Raw genomic sequence first — 19072 nt, 5'->3', positions numbered from 1 at the left:
GGGTCGGGTCGCCGTCGCCACAACCTGGGTCCCGCGGCCGTCACCGCTCGAGCAGCAGCACCGGGCTGCCCGAGAGGGCGAGCGTCACCTTGCCACCGCTGGCGTCGGCGGAGGTCTTCGCCCCGTCCCACGCGTGGACCTCGAACCCCGTTGCCGTCGCGAGCTCGACGCTCGCGGACGCGTCCTCCGTGCTGCTCGCCGTCACGGCCCAGAGCGCGAGCCGGCGCTTGCCGTCCTTCGTGAACACGGCGCCTCGAGCGCCCCCCGGCAGCGCGAGCTCCCTGGTCGCGCCGTCATCGTAGGACGTGCCGAAGAGGACCTCGTTGAGCGTGGTATACGCCTTGCCGAGGTCGGTCTTCGTCGCCTCATCCACGCTGGCGAGGGCGCCGACGTCGTTGTAGAGCCCCATGTGCGCGAACACGTCGTCGCTCCCGTCCTCGCCGTTCGATAGAATGAACCAGTCGACGCCGCTGATGCCGCGCGCCTGCGCCATCGTCATCATCTTGATGAGGTAGTTCCGCGCGTACTCCGGGCTCCCCACCTCCGGGTACGCCGGCGTCCGCGCGAGCGGCGCGCCGTTCTCCGAGACATTCCACCCCTGCACCTCCGCCCCGGCGTCGGCGAGCGTCGCGGCGAAAGCGTCCTTCGACGCGAGGAAATCGTCGACGGACGCATCCGAGCTCTTCGGGCTGAAGATCGGGTAATAGTGAAAATCGAGCACGTCGATGTAGGCGCCGCCCTTCTCCGGGTAATCTGGCGTGACCGCCCCCCCGTCGGGGTTGTCGGTGTAGCGCAGGATCGCCGAGAGGAACGAGGGGTATCCGATCCCCCCCGTCGCGATCCGCGCGTTCGGATCCGCCTTGCGCGCGGCCTCCTTCGTGACGCGCAGCATCCGTATATAGTCAAATATCGATCCATTGAACCGGGGGAGATCGGCGGCCTTCGGCGGTTCGGTCCTCCACGTCTCGGTGACGCGCCAGTCGGCCACCCAATCGGGCTCGTTCCACACGTGCCACAGCTTGACCCAGGGCTTGTAGGCGTCGACGGTCCGATACACGTAAGAGGCCCACGCATTGCCCGGATTCACCGTTCCATCGGCCGAGAAGATCGGCTCGTAAAGGCTCTTCGGGATATAGTACTCGTTCTGCCAGTCCTCCGCGTCGGCCGGCGCCACCGTCAGATCGACCGACTCGGAGCCGATGAGAAATCCGATATGGTCCGCCATGCCCAGGGACGCGTACGATTGAATGTCCCCGACCTCGATCTCGTATCCCCACCTCGCGAGGTGGGCCGCTGGCAGCTTGATGCGGAGGCTGCGGACGCCCGCTCGCGCCGCGAGCGTGGCCTCCTTGTCGTCGCCCCAGTCCACGTTGCGGTGGCCGAGGTTGGCGCCATAGCGAAACGGGTGAGAGAGCCCGCCGTCCCCGCCGCTTCCCCCGTCTCCCGCGCTTCCGCCTCCCCCGGAGCTGATGTCGCCGCCGCCCGACGCATCGTTCCCCGGCGAGTCGTCCCCCGAACCACACGCAATGACAGCTGAAGCGCACAGCAGAACGGACCATCGACGCATGAACATTCCTCCTCCAGGCAGATCCCGGGAGGCCAGCGTAAGGGAGTTTCGCGTCCGATTTCAGGAAATCTGCGAAGCAGATTGCACCGTGCGCTCCCAGGTGCCGTTCGCCCGCTTTACAGCGGCGGGCACGCCGAGGTCGAGGAGGCGCTCTCGCTGCCGGTCTCCGTGGGCGAGGTGCAGGAGCGCGAGGTGCTCGCCCGTCTGGCTCGCGCCGCCGCGCAGGTTGGCGATCCTGGCTGACACAAGCGCGTCTCCCACCGGGCGCGCAGCGCGCCGGTGGGGAATTGCTCGATCGCGCAGGAGGTTGCGCGTGCTTGTCTTCCAGCTCGCTCGGCCGGCCCTGCGGTGGCCGAGCGAGAGTGCCCGCTCTTCTCTGCGGTTCATGGGTCTCGAGGCGAGACTGGGCACACCCTCGCGGCTGGCACATCGCTTGCGATGGTGCCCAGATGTAACCGATGGCAGACAGGAATCGAACATGACCGACAGCTGATCGAACGATTCCAGGACCTCGCGTCGGGAGAGGGCCTCGCGGAGAGCCAGCTCGGCGCAGGCGTCCTCGATGTCGAGGCTGTCGGCCGAGCCGTCGTTGAAGAAGGCGTGTCGAGCGATGGGCGGCTGAAATCTGGGGCTCCTCGTCAGATGAGGAGCCTCCTTCGGCGATCCATTGATTCCTGACGGGCTCTGCCCCGGTCATCTTCCTGCGTGCCAGCGCTGGCGGCGTGGTGATGCCTCGTCGCCAGCTCCGCAGCGCGAAGAAGCTGACGAGCGAGTATGAACAAGCTAGACGACGTCCCCGAGTTCCCCTGTGTCAAGACCTGGTATCGGGTCGCGATCACGGATGATGCGGTGATCTTCCAGCACGGAGAGAGGGCGCTCTGCTTTCAAGGCAAAGCCGCGAGCGAGCTGCTGCCGGTGCTGCTCCCGATCCTCGATGGAACGCGTACGGTCGAGCAAGTGATCGAGTACATGGGAAAATCCATCGAGCCCGCCACCGCGAACGCCTTGCGGTTGCTGGCCGAGAAAGGGGTGCTCACGAGCGGTTCTCCCGTCGGGGCCTCGGCGCCGCGGCCCGTCCGGGAATCGGCCCGCTTCCACGCGGCATACCGCGATGACGAGCCGGAATCCCTCACGCAGCAAAGGTTGAGCGACGCCAGCGTGGCGGTCGTCGGTGCCGGCGTTCTCGCCGACGAGATCGCGCGCCAGGTGAGCCTCTCCGGGGTCACGGGCGTGCAGCGGAGGTCGTTCGATGCCGACGCGGGCGACCTGGCCTCGGCGGACCTCGTCGTGGTCGCTCCGGATCGAGGCGAGCTCGATTGGGTGGCGCGCTGGAACGCGGAAGCGCTGCGCCGGCGGTTCCCCTGGATGCAAGTGCTCGCGTATGACAGCCGGTTCTCCGCGGTAGGCCCGCTCTACCTTCCGCACGCAACCTGCTGCTACGAGTGCTACCGGCTGCGCCTCGCTTCGAACGTCGCGTATCGCGGACAGTACTGGGCCCTGGAGCGCAGCACGCCCAGCTCCCCGCTGCCCTGCGCCATGCTCGCGATCGTGAGCGGCCTCGCCGCATTGCTCGTGGCCCGCTGGATCGTCTCGCGGGACCCGCTCTTGCCAGGGCGCTTTTACGCGGTCAGCCCCGGTCAAACCGTCCGCAGCGACACGCACATGGCGTACCGCGTACCCCGGTGCTCGGCGTGCAGCGCCGCCGTCGCCGCGAGCGCCCCCAGCCCCTGGTACGCCCTGCAGGCAGGAGCCGAGCCGTGAACATGTTTGCTCCGCTTCGCTCCCCAGGCGACGAGCTGGCGCGTGGTCACGTCACGCCGAGGCGTGCGCAACGCACGCCGCTCGCCGAGGTCGCCCGCAGGCTGCGCACCCTCGTGTCTCCCTATACGGGCGTCGTGCGCGACACCGTGGAGCTGCTCCGCGCTCCGGATGACTGCCGCTTCTTCAACGTTGGCGCCCGCACGGGCGACATGTCGGATCTGGTCGGCGCGCCGAGCGAGGTCATGTCCAACGCCGTGCATCCCGATCGAGAGGCGGCCTGGGTGGCGGCGGTCGCCGAAGCCGTCGAGCGATATTCGTCGTTTTACGTGCCTGCAGGGGATCTTGTGCTCTCTTCGTATGAGGAGCTGGACGGAGCAGCGCCGGAGCCGGAGAGCTTCGCCCTGTTTCATCCATCGCAGTACGCGTCGAGCGACTTCCCCTATGTGCCCTTCACCTCCGGCACCCGGGTCCGGTGGGTGCGTGGCTGGTCCATCCAGGATGGGATGCCCGCGTGGCTGCCGGCGCAGCTGACGTTCATGGGCTCACACCTCGCGCGCGGCGAGCCGCAGATCGCCTACGCGACGAGCAGCGGGACCGCGCTGGGCGGTACGCTGGAAGAGGCTGCGTTCAGCGCGCTGATGGAGGTCATCGAGCGAGACGCGTTCATGCTCGCATGGAACAACCGATTGGAGCTGCCGCTCCTGGATTGGCAGGGAGACGACTCGCTTCGTCATGACCAGCGCGTGGTTTCGGCCCCAGCGGGCATTCACTATGCCGCGCTCGACGCGAGCGTCTTCTTCCGCGTGCCGACCGCCATCGGCGTGACGCGATGCACCCTGGCCGGGCAGCCCGCGCTGACCGTCGGCGCTGCCAGCGCGGCGACCGGTCAGGAGGCTGCGCGGAAGGCGCTGCGCGAGGCCTTCCAGACCCGGGTGCTGGCGAAGCAGCTTTTGAGCGCTCTGCCCAGGGGACGGCGCGCGCTGGAGGCGCATCAAGTCCGCACGTTCGACGACCATGCGCTCTACCATGCGCTGCGAGAGAACTCCGCGTCTTCCGCGTTCCTCGATCGAAGCAGAGAGCGGCGCCACCTCGGCGACGTGCCCCCCCTGGAGGGTACGGACGTGCTCGGGCAGACCGCTTCGGCCGTGCGAGCGCTCGCGCGGCGAGGCGTCGGCGCGTACCTCGTCGACATCACCTCGCCGGATGTGCGCGACGCCGGGCTGTGGGTGGTGCGCGTGATCTGCCCGGAGCTCTGCCGGCTCGACGCGCCGCACACCGCGCGGTTCCTCGGCGGCAAGCGGCTCTATCATGCGGCGTACGAGGCGGGGCTCCGCGACCGGCCGCTCTCGTTTGCAGACATCAACGTCCATCCGCACCCGTTCCCGTGAGCGCATGCGAGAGAAAGACGAGCGGGCGTCATCCGAGGCGTCCGTCGTTGAACGAGCTGAAGAGACGGATCGCGCTGGACGGCGGCACGGCGCCGTGGCGCGCTGACCGGGGCAACTGGGGGACATGATGAAATTGAGTCAAGCCGATGCGGCCACGGTCAATGTCGCGGAGCTGGTCTATGGAGACCATGTGGAGCTCGATGATCCGGCGGAGACATACCATGAGGCTTCCAAGCTCCATCCGGGCATCCTCGGCGAGGAGGCCGCTGGTAGGGCGCTCCTGGAGACGAGCGCGCAGCTCCAGCGCTCGACGGCGAGGTCGACCAAGCGGTACGTGCTCGGCGAGGCGATTCGACTGCCAGGACCGGCGCTGCCCGATGTGGGCCTGACGGCGCTCCTGCGGGAGCGCAGATCGATCCGCCAGTTCAGCGGCGCGCGCATCGACCTGCAGGCGCTCTCGAGCCTCGTGTACGCCGGGTACGGCATCACCCACACGGTCCCCGCGAGCCCGATGACGATGCGGACCGTCCCTTCAGGAGGCGCGCTTTACCCCCTGGATGTCTACTGCGCCGTCCTCGGGGTCGACGGTATTGCCTGTGGCGTGTACCACTACGACCCCTTCGAGCACGCCCTGGAACAGGTGCGGGCTGGCGACTGCCGGGAGGAGATCGGGGGCTCCATGGTCGCTCCCGGGATCGTGATGGGCGCGAGCGTTGTCCTGCTGATCGCGGCGATGTTCAGGCGAAACCGGTTCAAATACGGCCTCCGAGGGTACCGGTTCGCGCTGATCGAGGCCGGGCATCTTGCGCAGAACGTGCTGCTGGCCTCCCAGTCGCTTCAGCTCGGCGGCGTTCCGCTGGGCGGCTACTATGACCGCGGCATCGACGATCTCCTCGGCATGGATGGGGTGAACGAGTCTGTCGTCTACACGCTCGCCATCGGTGTGCCCGCCTGATCAGGCCTCGACCGGCGTGAGCAGCGCTGCCCGGTGGCGCGCAAGGTAGCTCCGCACGTCCTCCGCGGGCTTGCCGGTCAGCTCCTCCACCGCCCTCGTCGCCACATCGAGCGTTCCGCGGGCGATCGCCTCGTCGAAGGAGGCGAGCAACCCGGCGATCGCCGCGGGCATCCCGGCCTTCTGCATGCCTTGCTCCAGCGCATCACGCGGCACGGGGACGTACTCGATCGACTTGCCTGTGACGGACGAGGCGATCTGCGCGAGCTCGCGCTGGGACACGGCCGCCGGCCCGGTGATATCGAGCACGCGCTTGCCGTCGAAATCGGCCGCCAGCGCCGCGGCCGCAGCGCGGGCGCAGTCCTCGCGCGTGACATACCCGGCCTTGCCGTCGCCGGCCGCTGCGACCAGCTGGCCCGTCGCCAGCGCGCGCCGCAGCGAGGGCACGAGGAAGTCCGTATAGAGGTTGTTGCGCAGGACGGTCGCGCCGAGCCCGCTCTCCGCGAGGGCGTCCTCGGTGATCTGGTGGTCGGGCGCGATCGTGATCGGCGAGCCCGGCCCGGGGTGGGTCAGCGACGTGTAGACAACGTGCCGTACGCCCGCCTTCATCGCGGCCTCGAGCGCGCTCCGGTGCTGCGCGATGCGCCGGCCCGGGCGGTCCAGCGCGTCGGTGCTGATGAGCAAGAGGCGCGCCGCGCCGGCGAACGCCTCCGCGAGCGACGCGGGAGCATCGAAGTCTGCGCGCCGCACCTCGACGCCGCGGGCGCGGAGCTCGCCGAGCTTCTCCGGGTGCCGGGTCGTGACGATGAGCGGCCCGGCGCCCTGCGCGAGCAAGAGATCGACGACGCGCCGCCCGAGCTGGCCGTTCGCGCCGGTGACGAGGAGAGGCTGAGACATGGTGAGAGCTCCTTGTGACGAGGTGGAGCGGATGTTTGCCTCTGTCTCGAATCTGGTGCAACACGCAGAAACTGGCTACTGTGTGCCGGAATGGGAACAATGGATTTGAACCACCTCTCCGTCTTCGCGGCGGTCGCCGAGACGGCGAGCTTCACGGAGGCGGCGCGCCGGCTGGGGGTGCCCAAGTCGACGGTCAGCCGGGGCGTCGCGTCGCTGGAGGCGTCGCTCGGCGTGCGGCTCTTGCAGCGGACGACGCGCAGCGTGGCGCTGACGACGGCCGGGCACGCGCTGGTGGACCGCCTCGGCTCGCGGCTCAAGGCGCTGACGGAGGCGATCGAGGGGCTCCCGGAGCTCGAGGACGAGCCGTCGGGCACGCTGCGCCTCACCGCGACGGCGGACTTCGCCACCGAGGTGCTGGCGGAGATCCTCGCCGCCTTCTGCCGCCGCTACCCGCGCATCACGGTCGAGATGCACCTGTCGACGCAGCCCGTGGATCTGGTGAAAGAGGGGTACGACGCCGCGTTCCGGTTCCTCGCGAAGCAGCCGCGAGACTCGACGCTGGTCGCGCGCAAGGTGGGCGAGCTGCACCTGCAATTCTACGCCTCGCCCGCGTACCTGGCCGCGCGGGGGACGCCGAGGACGCTGGAGGATCTCGCGGGGCACGATGGCGTGTCGCTCATCAAGACGAGCCCGTTCGGGCGAGACGAGGTGTCGCGCGCCCGCGCGCGGCTCCGCGTCAGGTGGCTCGTGAACGACGGGTTCTTCGCGCGCGAGGTGGTGCGCAACGGCGGTGGGATCGGCCTGCTCCCGACCTTCCTCGTCCAGCAGGACGTGCTCGCCGGAGCGCTCGTCCGCGTGCTGCCGCGCTGGACGGCGCCGACGGGCGGCGTCTTCCTCGTGTTCCCGAGCGGCCAGCACTTGCCGAGGAAGACCGTCGCGCTGCGCGATCACGTGGTCGAGGCGCTGCGGGTGCAGCTCAAGGCGCGCGCGGGCCGCGCCGGTGAGGGCTAGCGCGGCATCGGGTTGTCGCGAACATTACACGCGTGTTGGACCCACGGCATCGCCGCGACGAGATGGGATCCGCGCCTCCCCGCGGGCGCCCCTTAAGGCTTGATTTGCCGGCAGGTCGTGAGGTTAGGTTGCGCAGCCGAGGCCGCCGGCGCATCGCGGGCGGGGCACCTGAACATGAGCGCACACGTGGACACTCTCGCGCGATCGCCGCTCGCGGCGGTCGAATACGGGCTGGATCTGGCGATCACGGCGTGGAACGAGAGCGCCGCGCGACAGCTCGGGTTCTCGAGGCAGGAGGCGATGGGTCGATCCATCGCCGAGCTGCTCCCTGTCCCCGAGGGCGCGGGGTTGTGGCGGCGGCTGCTCGACGAGGACAGCGGGGAGCAGCGCCTGCGTCACACCCGGAGGGACGGGCGCGACGTGGCCGTCGTGTGGGTTCATCACCGCGTGCTCGATGCGCGGGGCGAGGCGGTTGGCGTGACGTGCATCGGCCGCGATGTGACGGCCGAGATCGAGGCGTCCAGGCGTCAGGCGGAGCACCAGCACATCCTCCGTGCCCTCGTCGAGAACCTCGATGTCGTCGTCTGGGCCTGCGATGCCAGCGGCGTGTTCACCTACTACGACGGCAAGGCGCTCGCGGCGGCCGGCATGAAGCCAGGACAGCTCGTGGGGCTGAACAATTTCGACCTCTACAAGGAGCACGAGACCGGGGGGTTGCGCAGGGCGCTCCGAGGGGAGCCGATGCACAACGTCATGGAAGCGGACGGAAAGCCCATCGAGAACTGGTTCGTCCCGGTCCGGGGGGAGGGGGGCGAGGTGGACTCGGTGGTTGGCATCACTCTCGATCTCACCGAGGCTCGGCGCGCGGAGAGGGAGCTCCGGGAGCGGCTGGCGATCATCGAGCGGCAGCAGCAGGTCATCCGCCAGCTCTCGACACCCATCCTGCAGGTCTGGAAGGGCGTGCTGGCGCTCCCGATGATCGGCGTGGTCGACAGCGCGAGGACGGCGGAGGTGATGGACAGCCTGCTCCAGGCGGTGGTGCGCACCGGGGCCCGCTATGCGCTGCTGGACCTGACCGGGGTCGAGGCCGTGGACACGAAGACCGCGAGCTACCTCGTCGATCTCGTCCGCGCGATCCGGCTCCTCGGCGCGGAGGGCATCGTCACCGGGATCCGGCCGAGCGTCGCCCAGACGATCGTCTCGCTCGGGATCGATCTTGCCGAGATCACGACGCTTTCCGACCTCCAGGCGGGTCTGAAGCATTGCATCGGGCTCACGCTGCGCGAGGCGACCAGAAGCGGGCGCCCCGACCCAGGTTGAGGTCGCCGATCCAGGTTGGGGTTGAGGTCGCCGGTTGGGGGGGGCGCCGACCCAGGTTAAGGTCGAGGTCGCCGACCCAGGTTGGCGGACGACCCGACCCAGGTTGAGGTCGCCGAGGTCACCGACCCAGGTGGACGACCCGACCCAGGTTGAGGTCGCGCGGGACGAGCCGACCCAGGTTGAGGTCGCCGCAGGTTGGGGTGGGACGACCGACCCAGGTTGAGGTCGCCGCCGGCCGGACCCAGGTTGAGGTTGCCGGCCGGACCCAGGTTGAGGTCGCCGGCCGGACCCTCCTCCCCCGGGCACGCGCCTGGCACGGGCCTCGCAAAGGATCGTCTCCCGAAGGAGGCCCCTCATGGAATACGACCGCTTCGTCGAGGAGGTGCAGCGCCGTGCCGGCTTCGAGGGCCGCGATGAGGCCGAGCGTGCGATCGCGGTGACAGCACGGACGCTCGGCGAGCGGCTGCTCGTGGAGGAGGCGGCCGCGGTCGCCGGTGGGCTGCCGGGTCCGGTCGCCGCCGTGGTGCGTGGCGCCACATACCAGGGCGACTTCGATCGCGACGAGCTCTACGACCGCATCGCCCGCCGCGAGGGCGCGCCGCGCGGCTTTGGCATGGAGCACGCCCAGGCCGTGTGCCAGGTCATCGGCGAGGCGCTGCCCGAGGCCGAGCGCGTGCGGCTCCAGCGGCACTTGCCCGACTGGGCGGACCTCTTCGCGCCGCGCTCGGCCGGCGCGCCCCCGCCGCGGCCGGCGCACGCCGCGTCTCCGCCCGAGACCGGCCAGGGCTCGACGCTCGCAACGGGCCGGCCTGGAAGCCGCCACCCCTTGAGCGAGGCGCGTCCCGAGACGGCTCATGCGCAGTCGGTCGCCCGATCGGATGATCCCCACGCCGATACCAAGCTATCGAGCAGCCCGGGGCTGACGCAGGAGCGCCTCCGAGAGACGCTGGCTGACGGGCGCCCCGGCCCCGAGCACCCCGTCAGCGAGACGCAGCGCTGAGGCCCTCGCGCCGCGTGGACGGCCCCACCCGGCGCGAGGGCCCCCGGCGCCTGCTTGACAGCGGCCGTGCTCCCGCGAACACTTCGTCTCACGGGCTGCTCCGAGCCCGGCTCCTCGCTCGCCGCCGGCACGGCTCCGCGAGGGCGAAGAGGGCGCTGCCCTTCGGCGGTCTTCGCTCGTGATGCTGCCGCTCTTCCGTCGGTGCCGGCCGACAAGAACCGATCTCGGCAGATCACCTGGACAGGGCCGATGGGGAACCGCCACCACCACAAGAAGCTGCGCGCCGACGTCCGCGCCAGGATGGCCCGGACCGGCGAGAGCTACCAGAAGGCGCTCGCGCAGATCCTCGACGAGCGTTCCACGCCGAAGGTAGCGCGAAGCATCGATCTCGTGCCGATCGATTACTTCGGCGCGCCGGCCGCGCTCGCGACCTTCGAGATCGCGGGCCGGCTCGCGTGTCTCGTCGTCTCGAGCCGCCACCGCCCGCGGCCGTTTCCTCAAAGCCCCCTCGTCGCCCTGGCGATGCGTGGGCCTCGGGCCATCCATTGAGTGATCTCCGCGATCCCCCGTGTCGCGAGGTCAAGATGAGCACGTCAACGAGAGATCGAATCGACGCCTTTCGCGCGCAAGGCTTCTTCATCATGCGCGCTTTCCTCGACATCGCCGAGCGCGCCGAGCTCCGCCGCGCGTGCGACGCCGCGCTCCTCCGCACACGAGCGCTCTCCCGGGAGACGGGTCACTCGACCCCCAGGATCTCGCTCCTCACGGACGGCGCGACCTGCTTTCAGGACGATCCCCGCGCGCTGGAGCTCATCTCCGCGTTCGTCGGCTCCCGGCGTGTCTGCGAGCTGCTCGCCGGCCTCTCGCGTGCGGGAGCGGGAGAAGGAGAGGAAGACGCCCCGCGCCTGAAGGACGCGCATTACTACCACGAGCAGACGAGGCGCGACTGGGACGGGGACTGGCACCGAGACAGCCAGTTCGGCCAATCCGATCCAGAAATCGAGCGCGCGATCGTCGCGACGACGACATCGGTCCACTTCAGGGTGGCGCTGGAAGACGACGATCGGCTCGAGATCGTCCCCGGCTCCCACGCCCGCTGGGACACCCCGGACGAGCTCCGGATCCGCAGGGGCGCCGACCGGACCACGCCGGACATGCCGAACGCCGCGCGCGTCGCCTTGCGCGCCGGAGACGCGTGTATCTTCCACGCGTGGTCGATTCACCGCGCGACTTACCTTCGGGCTCCTCCACGTCGCACGATCGACGCCCTCTACACCTTCGCTCGTCCGACCGTGCGTCACTGGACGCCGCCGGCGATCTGAGGTGCGGCGAGCGCCGCCGCGGCCTCCGCGCGCGTGACCGGCGCGCGATCGGCGAGCAGGCACCCGGCGAGCTTACAGCAGCCGCGCGCGAGGTCGCCTATCCTTGCCGCCCATGGCGCCCCGCCTGCCCCTGCTCCACCGCCTCGCCGGCGGGCTGGAGACCCGCCCCGTCAAGGCCGCGATCTCGCTCCTGATCCTCGTCTCGGTCCTGCCCATCCAGGGCCTCGACGAGCAGCTCCGCCCGTATTTCCTGGCGATCTTCGGCGTCGAGCTCCTCTTCCGGGCCGTCCTCCTCCACCAGCGCGGGGACGGGCGATCGCGCCTCGACGTGCTCCTCTTCGCCTTCGACATCATCGCCTGGGTCAGCTTCCTGCCGCTCGAGCGGCTCCTCGACGCGCACGCCGCCCACGCCCTCCCCATGCTGCGGCTCTCGCGGCTCTTCCTGCTCCTGCGCTTCACGCGCGAGATCGCGATCGACCTCTACGCGATCATGACGCGGCGCGAGCTGCTCGAGCAGTTCGGGCTCGTCACGCTCGCCGTCTGGGGGCTCGCGTTCGGCTCCTCCGTGCTGCTCAGCCACCTCGCGATCACGCACGACTACGATGGCCGCGGCCCGACCCCGGACACCGACTTCATCGACCGGATCTGGTGGTCTTTCCGGCAGATCGAGAGCGCCGACAACCTCGTCGAGAACCTCCGGGTTCACCCCGTCGTGGCCGTCGTCTCGCTCGGCCTCACCATGGTGGGCGTCTTCATCACGTCGTTCATCATCGGCATCGGCGCCAACGTGGTCGACCAGGTCGTGCGCGCGGCGCGGCGGCGGCCGGTCCGCTACGCGGGGCACGCGCTCGTGATCGGCCCGGTGCACGAGGCCGAGATGCTGGTGCAGGAGTTCGTACGGCTGTACGAGCGCCACCGCGCGCTCCGGAGCATCCGGCTCGCGGAGCTCTGGCTGTGGCTCATCCGCCGCGGGCCCCCGCCGACCCGCCACGCCCTGCCGCGGATGGCGCTCCTCGGCACCGAGGACGACCCGCCCGCCTACCTCTACGCGCCGGGGATGCGCTGGGTGAGCTACCGCCAGGGGGACAGCGCGCAGCCGGAGGCGCTCGAGCTCGTGGGCGCGGCCGAGGCGAAGCGGGCGTTGATCCTCGCGCGGCCCGACGCGGGGCCCGACGCCGACGCTCTGACGGCGATGACGCTCTCCTCGTTCCGGACGCAGAACCCGCACGGCCACGTGTTCGTCGAGGTGCAGGAGAGCAAGAACCGCGATCTCATCCAGGAGGTGGGCGGGCCCGGGACACATCCGCTCGACATGCAGCGGTTCCTCGGCTTCTTCCTCTGCCAGCACCTGCTCACGCCGGGCGTGGAGTCCCTCTACACCGACCTCATGACCGCGGACGGCTCCGAGTTCTACACGCACATCTTCCTGGGCGAGGAGGCGGCCGGAGCCGTCGGCAAGCTCGGCAAGGCGCCGACGCACGAGCTCTCGTTCTCGGACATGGCGCGCGCCGCCTGGGAGAAGCAGGTGATCCTCGCGGGGGTGTTCCTCGGGGACGAGGCGGCGGTGCCGAAGCGCGAGGAGGGCAAGCTCGTGTCGGTCGAGGGGCTCGTGCCGTGGCTGAATCCGCTGCTCGATCCGCCCGAGGGGTCGCCGGCGTGGGCGCTCGGCGCGCGGGCGGGCCGGGTGCCGGCGCAGCGCCTCAGGGGGCTCATCGGCGTATCGGCGACGTATGCGCCGCTCCTGGACTACGGGCGAGAGCTCTACAGGGGGCGGGGGATCGAGCGCGCCGCGGCGCCGGACGGCGCGACGGCCGCGCACGCGTGGGCGGCGAAGCTCTCGCTGCACCTCGGCGAGATCGAGCGGGTGCTGATCGTCGGGTACAGCGCCGCGCTGCCCTCGCTGCTGCACGCGCTCGCGCGGTTCGTGCCGGGCGTCGAGGTGACGCTGGTCCTCGGGGAGCGCGGGGACGAGCGGATGCCGCTCCCCGATCGGCTCGCCTCGCTCGGCGTGACGCCCGGCCCGGGCGGCGCGCCGCCGGGCTCGGACGGGGCGATGCTCTCGCTCCCGCGCGGGGGCAGCGCGACGGTGTACACGCAGCACGGGCACGACCTCGCCTCGCTCGCGGTGCGCTGCGTGGCGCGCGGCGCGCCGCTCTCCGCGGCGGTGTTCCTGAGCGAGCCCGAGGGGCTCGATCGCGACGCCCGCACGGCGATGCGGGTCATCCGCTTCGCGCGGGCGCTGGCGAGCCGGGAGCTCGCGCACGGCAGGGCGCTGCACGTGCTCGCGGAGTTCTCCTCGGTGGCGAAGGGCGAGCACGTCCGGAGCCTCCTTGCCCCCGACAAGTGCGGCCTGGCCGTGCGGGTCAGCCTCGTCAGCACCGAGCGCATCAAGAACTATTTCATGGTCCACAGCGCCTTCGTGCCGGGAGTAACGGCTCTTTACGATGAGCTCCTCGGCGAGGGCGGGCAGGACCTCGTCCGCATCGAGGCGCCGCCGCCCGACGAGGCGGGGCAGGCGGGCGGCGAGCTCCGCTTCGACGACATCCGGTCGGCGCTCGAGCCCCGGGGCGCCATCCCCATCGCGCTGGAGCTCGAGGAGCCGAAGGAGGACCAGCCCGGCGGCGCGAGCCCCGTCGCGCAGCGGGGCGAGCGCCGGGGCGCGAGCCATGTCGCGCCGCCGGGCGAGCGCAGGGTCGTGCACCTGAACCCGCCGCCGGAGAAGGCCTTCAAGACGGCGCTCATCCGCGTCGTGTACGCGCTCGCACGGCGCCAGGATCTCGTGATCCAGGGGGCGCAGCGGCCGAGGCGGGGCGACGCCGGCGAGGCCGCGCTCGGCGAGGAGTCCCCGCGGATCAGCGCGTGATCAGCGCGTAATCAGCGCGTAATCAGCGCGTAATCAGCGCGCCGCCGCGCCTCTTTTTCGCGCCTCGCCCGAAGTCGCGCGATCTTCGTGGCGAGATCTGTATCCTGGAGGCGTGCCCGAGCGCCCGGACCTGGAGTACGTCGTTCCGATCCTCGCGCGCGAGCTCGCGGGCGCGGCCGTGGCCGCGGCGCGGGCCGAGAACTCGGTGGTGCTGCACGTCCTGCTCCCGGAGCGCCTCGACGCGCTCTTGCCGGGCGCGGAGATCCGGCGCGTGGCGCGGCGGGCGCACGCCGTGGTCTTCGAGCTCGACGGGGCGCGCGCGTTCGATCTCGTGATCTCCCCGATGCTGGCAGGGCGGTTCTCGATCACGCGGCCAGGAGAGACGCGGATTCCGACCGATCTCGCCTTCTCGCTGACCCTCGGGGACGGCCGCGAGCTCAGGGTCCGAGACGACGTGCAGATGAGCAAGGTCCACGTGCTCGCGCGGGGCGATTTCGACAGGATCCCCGGGCTCCAGCGCGTCGGCCTCGACGTCCTCGATCCCCGGGTGTTCACGCAGGAGGCGTTCCGCGCCGCCGCGCGCGGGCGGCGCGACCTCGCCAAGGATTTCCTGATGGACGGGACGGCGCTCGACTCCATGGGAGACTCGTACGCCGACGAGGTGCTCTTCGAGGCAAGGATCCACCCGAAGGCGACGGTCCAGAGCCTCTCCGAGGAGGAGACCGACCGCCTGCACGTGGCGATCGCCCGTGTCCTCGGCGACGCGACCCGGACGATCGCCCGGCGCGCGCCGGCGCTGGACGAGCGGCTGCGGGACTTCCTCAAGGTCCGCGGGCGCCCGGGCCAGCCGTGCCCGCGCTGCGGCGACAAGCTCCGTCGCGCGAGCGTCCACGGGCACGACGCGATCTTCTGCCCGGCCTGCCAGCCGGAGGCGCGGAGGAGCGCAGCGGGGGATCCGCGCCGCGCCCGGCGGGAGCCGGGCTGAGGCGAGGCCGGCGTCACAGCGCTTCCGGCAGCGGCTCCGGCGGCGCGAGCCCCGCGCTCTTCGCCCTGCACGGGATGCTCACGCCCTGACAGCCGCACTGGTTCTGGCCGCCGTCGGTGATCTTGCCCGCCGTGCCGCTCTCCGTCTCGACGTTGAGATCGATGAAGTTGCACTCGATGGTGCTGCGCGCGAGCGCCACCGAGGCGCCGAAGCTCGCGACGGCGGCGCCGTCGCTCGCCTCGATGCGCACGCTGGTCAACGTGGCCTCCGAGTCGCCGGGGTCCTTGACGATCGTGACGCCGTTTCCCTGGAGCCCGTCGGCTGAGCTCCGCGTGCCGCGGATCGTCGTCTCCTCCAGGGTGGCCACGGATCCGAAGAGGGCGAGCCCCGAATCGACGCTCTCCTCGACGAGCGACGACCGGAGCACGAGGCCGCTCCGCCCGTCCGGCGGGTCGAGCGCGTGGACCTCGATCCCGCGGCCGAAACGCCCGTCCGACGCCTGCGGGAGCGTGCGGCGGACCGCGACCCGCTCCAGCGTCGCGTCGGCGCCCTCGATGAAGACACCCGCGGTGTGGCTCCCCTCGACGACGGAGCCGCGCGCCGTGACGTCGCCGCGCAGCGGGCCGCGGGAGGCCACCGCGAGCCCGACGCCGTGCTTCCCGTCCCCGTCGCGCGGCAGGGTGTCGCGCACGAGCACGCCGTCGAGCGAGGCGTCTGAGCTCAGGATCGCGACGCCCACGTAGCGGCTCTGCTCGACGACCACGCGTTGCAGGGTCGCCTCGGAGCGCAGGCCCTCCTCGAGGTCGGCGGCGATGTAGATGCCCCACCCCGTCGCCAGCTTGTCCGGGTAAGGCCGCGTGTCGCGCACGACCGTATCCTCGACGACGGCGGACGAGCCCTGGACCCAGATCCCCGCCTCCTCGTTGGCCTCGAGGACGCTGCGCCTCAAGGTCACCTGGCTCGGCTGGCCCCGGCTGTTCCGGATGGCCAGCACGCCCATCCCGGCGGCGTTGGTGTCGATTCCGGTGCTGTCGCGGATCACGCTGTCCTCGACGAGCGCCTCGGAGGCGATGAGGTACACGCCGGTTCCGTGGCTCTGCTCGACGATGGGTGCGCGTATCGTGATCGAGGCGGCCGTGTTGCCCTCTCCCCTGTTCGCGCCGACGCCCGTCCCCTCGACCTCGCCGGACTCGAGGGTTCCTCGCACGACGGACGACTCGAGGGCGAGCTCGGCGCCCGCGCTGTGCACCCCGACCCGATGAGCCCCTTCGACGAGCGAGCCACGGACGGTGAGCGCCGCCGGGCCTTGCTCGTTGTCCACCTTGATGCCCTGGGCGCCCGCGCCGGCCACCCAGACCTCGTCGATCACGACGCCGCTCGAGCCCGAGACCAGGATACCTTGCCCCGCGCTGCGGATCGCGACGCCCCGTATCTCGGCCGCGTCGGCGCCCGCGCCGACTTCGATGGCCGCGGCCGTGTCCGGCCCCGCCCCGGCGATCTCGACGAGCGCCGGGCACCTCCCCCACAGCCGTACTGGCTTGTCGACGATCACGTCCTCTGGATACGTCCCCGCGGCGATCGCGACGACCGCGCCGGGCGCGGTCGCGCGGAGGCCCTCGCCGACGGTCGTCCACGGCCTCTCCGGCGTGCCATCGGAGTCGCCCCCTGCATAGGCGCCGTCGACGTGCTGTGTCTCCTCGTCCAGGGCGATGTCGCCCCATGGCGCCTCACCGCACGGCGCGACCTCGCGACAGGAGGTCTCCCCCGGCACGGCCATCGTCCCCGCAGGGCAGGGGGCATCCGGCAGGACAGGCGCGCACGCTCGGTCGCCCGGCGTGAAGCCGGCGCCGCAGGCCTCGGGCGGGATGCCCGCGGGCTCGCACCCAGAATCGGTCGTGCCCTCGCCGGCCGCGCACCCCGGCGCGGCCGCCCCTCCTCCTCCGCCGCCGTCAGGCGTCGCGTCCGGCCGAGGTGGGGGGGCCTCCCTGTCGCAGCCAGCCAGGAGCCACGTCGCCGTGAGCAGCAGGAGCGGAGCCCCGTGTCGGTCCATGAATCCGTCCATGAACCGGGGCACGACGTCGAGCAACAGTCTACTTGTCGTCCACCACCGTAAAAAAACGCCGACCCGTCCGCGCTCACGGTCTTCTCTTTGCTCGAACGCGACCCAGGAGACGCGGAGGCTTCACAGGAGAGAGCAGCGAGCGACCGCCATGCACTCCGCGCCTCGTCTTCTGCGCCTCTGTGGTGCATTTTTCTTCTCACTGCATCGTCGCGTGGCGCGCCGGCGCGAGTCGAGCCTCCGTGCGAGGCACGGTGACAGGGAGCGGCGTTCTGAGCTACGCTGAGCGCCCCGCAGGAAACGCAGCATGCTTTGCAAATCTTATCACTCTGCACATCGCCTGGCCGGCGTCGCCGTGCTTCTTCTGTCGCTGCCTGGCTGCGCCCTCGACACGAGAGGCACAGGCGGGTCAGGTGAATCCGAAGCTCAACCCGGAGGACCTGGCGGCGATCCCGCTGGAGAACCCGGCGGAGCCATCGCCGGACAGCCTGACGGCGCTCCCGTCGAAGAGCCGGGCGGCGCTCCCGTCGAAGAGCCTGGCGGCGGGCCGGCGGAAGAACCCGGCGGAACGCCGACGGAAGAACCCGGCGGCGATCAGGTCGAACAGCCCGGCGGGGATCCGGTCGAAGAACCCGGCGGCACTCAGGTCGAAGAGCCCGGCGGCGCTCCCAAGCCGCTGTGCGGGGCGGCAGCTCCATCGCTGATCGCGTGCTTCGCGTTCGAGGGGAACCCCGACGACGCCTCGCAGCATCACTTCACGCCCGAGCGGGTGCGCAGCCTGCACTACGCGCCTGGCCGGGCCGGGCAGGCGCTCTCGGTGAAGATGGGGAGCAAACTCTACTTCCGCCACGACGCCGCATGGACCGCCTCCGCGATGACCATCGATGTCTGGATCAACCCCGCCTCTCTCCCCGAGAAGCGGCGATACACCGTGATCGACAGCGGCGGGAAGCCTTCGCTCTTCCTGATGCCGGGCGGACAGATCCGCTGCACCATGGGCGTCGAGCGGAACGTGGCTTACCCCATCGTTCCCGGGCAGTGGACGCACGTCGCCTGTCTCTCTGATGGCCAGACGCAGAGCCTCTACGTGAACGGCGTCGAGGTCGACCGGAGCCCCTCTGGCCCGGTGATCGCCTCCGGCGAACAGCCCGTCCACATCGGCTCGGACGAGCCCTCGGGGGAAGACGAGTTCAACGGGCTGCTCGACAGCCTCCGCATCTTCGGCCGGACGCTCACGCCCCAGGAGATCTGCGCGGCTGCTGGCGGCGGCTGCTGATCTGCGCCGTCCGGCGCGCACCCGACGGGGGCTCTGGCCCGCGGGTCGGCTCATGGCCGCCGCTGCGGGCCGGCTTCATGGCCGGCGCCGCTCAGCGGCAGGCGAGCCCCGGCGTGACCGGCCAGGGCTGCCGCAAGAAGGCGCGCTCTCGGCGCGCGCAAGGAAGAGTGGAGGGAGGGAAGAGGGCTAAAGAGGAGAGAAGCGCCTCAGAAAGCGGCGTCGCGGAGCTTCTCTTTGTACTCCGCCTTGTACAGATCGTGGCAGGCCTTGCAGCTCGCCTTGGCACCGTCGATGTCGCCCTTCTTGGCCTTCTCGATGCCGTCGTTCGAGATCGCGACCCACTTGTCCATGCCCTTCGGCGGCCTCGCCGCCACGTACTTCAGCGCCTCCGCGATCTTCGCGCCGTCGCCGCTCGTGGTCGCCGACTGCATCACCGTCTTCATCCAGCCCTGCATCGGACAGGCCTTCTGTCCTTTTGCACCGCAGCCGAAATCCTTCTTCTCGGCGACGGATGCGGGGAGGTCCGCGGTCCCGCCAGCGGCCCACGCGGCTCCAGCAAAGCCAATGCCGACGGTCATCAACACGGCACTCATCAGCTTCTTGCTCATCGACATCCGACGTCTCCTGTGGGTAAGGGCAAGCGCAGCGAGAGACATTGCAGCTCCGCGGGT

The 19072-nt window shown here is 70.7% G+C and carries 17 protein-coding genes; 12 read left to right on the top strand and 5 right to left on the bottom strand.

What is annotated here, in order from left to right:
• Positions 1-40: 40 nt before the first annotated feature.
• Positions 41-1567 carry a hypothetical protein gene (locus WME97_RS38085; RefSeq protein ID WP_437545009.1) on the bottom strand — a complete coding sequence of 509 codons (1527 nt, stop codon included), beginning with the start codon at positions 1565-1567 and terminating at the stop codon, positions 41-43.
• A gap of 60 nt (positions 1568-1627) precedes the next feature.
• Complete coding sequence (locus WME97_RS38080; protein WP_437545008.1) at positions 1628-1813, bottom strand: hypothetical protein; 186 nt, start codon at positions 1811-1813, stop codon at positions 1628-1630.
• Between the two features lie 528 nt (positions 1814-2341).
• Between WME97_RS38080 and WME97_RS38075 the strand changes: the two genes are divergently transcribed.
• From WME97_RS38075 to WME97_RS38065, 3 genes are all read left to right on the top strand, one after another.
• Positions 2342-3328, top strand: coding sequence for a TOMM precursor leader peptide-binding protein (locus WME97_RS38075; protein WP_437545007.1), 987 nt, complete (start codon positions 2342-2344; stop codon positions 3326-3328).
• 2 nt (positions 3329-3330) lie between these two features.
• A complete protein-coding gene (locus WME97_RS38070; RefSeq protein WP_437555569.1) occupies positions 3331-4716 on the top strand; it encodes a YcaO-like family protein in 1386 nt (461 codons plus the stop codon).
• Between the two features lie 133 nt (positions 4717-4849).
• The gene (locus WME97_RS38065; protein WP_437545006.1) at positions 4850-5671 is read left to right on the top strand and encodes a SagB/ThcOx family dehydrogenase; all 822 of its coding nucleotides are present in this window, start codon (positions 4850-4852) and stop codon (positions 5669-5671) included.
• Here WME97_RS38065 and WME97_RS38060 read toward each other — a convergent pair whose 3' ends face one another.
• Entirely contained in the window at positions 5672-6565 is an 894-nt protein-coding gene (locus WME97_RS38060; protein ID WP_437545005.1) for an SDR family oxidoreductase, read from the bottom strand. It lies immediately after the preceding gene.
• 99 nt (positions 6566-6664) lie between these two features.
• On the opposite strand from WME97_RS38060, the gene WME97_RS38055 reads away from it, so the two are divergent.
• The 7 genes from WME97_RS38055 to WME97_RS38025 all read left to right on the top strand — a co-directional run bounded on the left by WME97_RS38055 (position 6665) and on the right by WME97_RS38025 (position 15066).
• On the top strand, positions 6665-7576 hold the full coding sequence (locus WME97_RS38055) for a LysR substrate-binding domain-containing protein (RefSeq protein WP_437545004.1): 912 nt from the start codon (positions 6665-6667) through the stop codon (positions 7574-7576).
• 186 nt (positions 7577-7762) lie between these two features.
• Positions 7763-8896: a PAS domain-containing protein gene (locus tag WME97_RS38050; RefSeq protein WP_437545003.1), complete on the top strand. Its 1134-nt coding sequence runs from the start codon at positions 7763-7765 to the stop codon at positions 8894-8896.
• Positions 8897-9251: 355 nt separating this feature from the next.
• The gene (locus WME97_RS38045; RefSeq protein WP_437545002.1) at positions 9252-9896 is read left to right on the top strand and encodes a DUF2267 domain-containing protein; all 645 of its coding nucleotides are present in this window, start codon (positions 9252-9254) and stop codon (positions 9894-9896) included.
• Between the two features lie 249 nt (positions 9897-10145).
• The gene (locus tag WME97_RS38040) at positions 10146-10445 is read left to right on the top strand and encodes a hypothetical protein (protein ID WP_437545001.1); all 300 of its coding nucleotides are present in this window, start codon (positions 10146-10148) and stop codon (positions 10443-10445) included.
• 35 nt (positions 10446-10480) lie between these two features.
• Positions 10481-11218, top strand: coding sequence for a phytanoyl-CoA dioxygenase family protein (locus tag WME97_RS38035; RefSeq protein ID WP_437545000.1), 738 nt, complete (start codon positions 10481-10483; stop codon positions 11216-11218).
• Between the two features lie 112 nt (positions 11219-11330).
• Positions 11331-14081, top strand: a complete 2751-nt coding sequence (locus WME97_RS38030) for a hypothetical protein (RefSeq protein WP_437544999.1) — start codon at positions 11331-11333, stop codon at positions 14079-14081.
• 112 nt (positions 14082-14193) lie between these two features.
• Positions 14194-15066 carry a DNA-formamidopyrimidine glycosylase family protein gene (locus WME97_RS38025; RefSeq protein WP_437544997.1) on the top strand — a complete coding sequence of 291 codons (873 nt, stop codon included), beginning with the start codon at positions 14194-14196 and terminating at the stop codon, positions 15064-15066.
• Between the two features lie 13 nt (positions 15067-15079).
• On the opposite strand, the gene WME97_RS38020 is transcribed toward WME97_RS38025, so the two are convergent.
• Positions 15080-17116, bottom strand: coding sequence for a hypothetical protein (locus tag WME97_RS38020; protein WP_437544996.1), 2037 nt, complete (start codon positions 17114-17116; stop codon positions 15080-15082).
• 422 nt (positions 17117-17538) lie between these two features.
• Between WME97_RS38020 and WME97_RS38015 the strand changes: the two genes are divergently transcribed.
• Both WME97_RS38015 and WME97_RS38010 read left to right on the top strand, forming a co-directional pair.
• Positions 17539-17829, top strand: a complete 291-nt coding sequence (locus WME97_RS38015) for a hypothetical protein (RefSeq protein WP_437544995.1) — start codon at positions 17539-17541, stop codon at positions 17827-17829.
• 119 nt (positions 17830-17948) lie between these two features.
• Positions 17949-18401 carry a LamG domain-containing protein gene (locus tag WME97_RS38010; protein ID WP_437544994.1) on the top strand — a complete coding sequence of 151 codons (453 nt, stop codon included), beginning with the start codon at positions 17949-17951 and terminating at the stop codon, positions 18399-18401.
• A 206-nt stretch (positions 18402-18607) separates the two neighbouring features.
• Here WME97_RS38010 and WME97_RS38005 read toward each other — a convergent pair whose 3' ends face one another.
• Entirely contained in the window at positions 18608-19009 is a 402-nt protein-coding gene (locus WME97_RS38005) for a hypothetical protein (RefSeq protein WP_437544993.1), read from the bottom strand.
• Positions 19010-19072 lie beyond the last annotated feature (63 nt).

The organism is Sorangium sp. So ce367 (assembly GCF_051520455.1).
Taxonomy (GTDB): Bacteria; Myxococcota_A; Polyangia; order Polyangiales; family Polyangiaceae; genus Sorangium; species Sorangium cellulosum_B.
The sequence above is the reverse complement of the archived record's forward strand: the minus strand, read 5'-3'. Positions and strand labels throughout refer to the sequence as shown.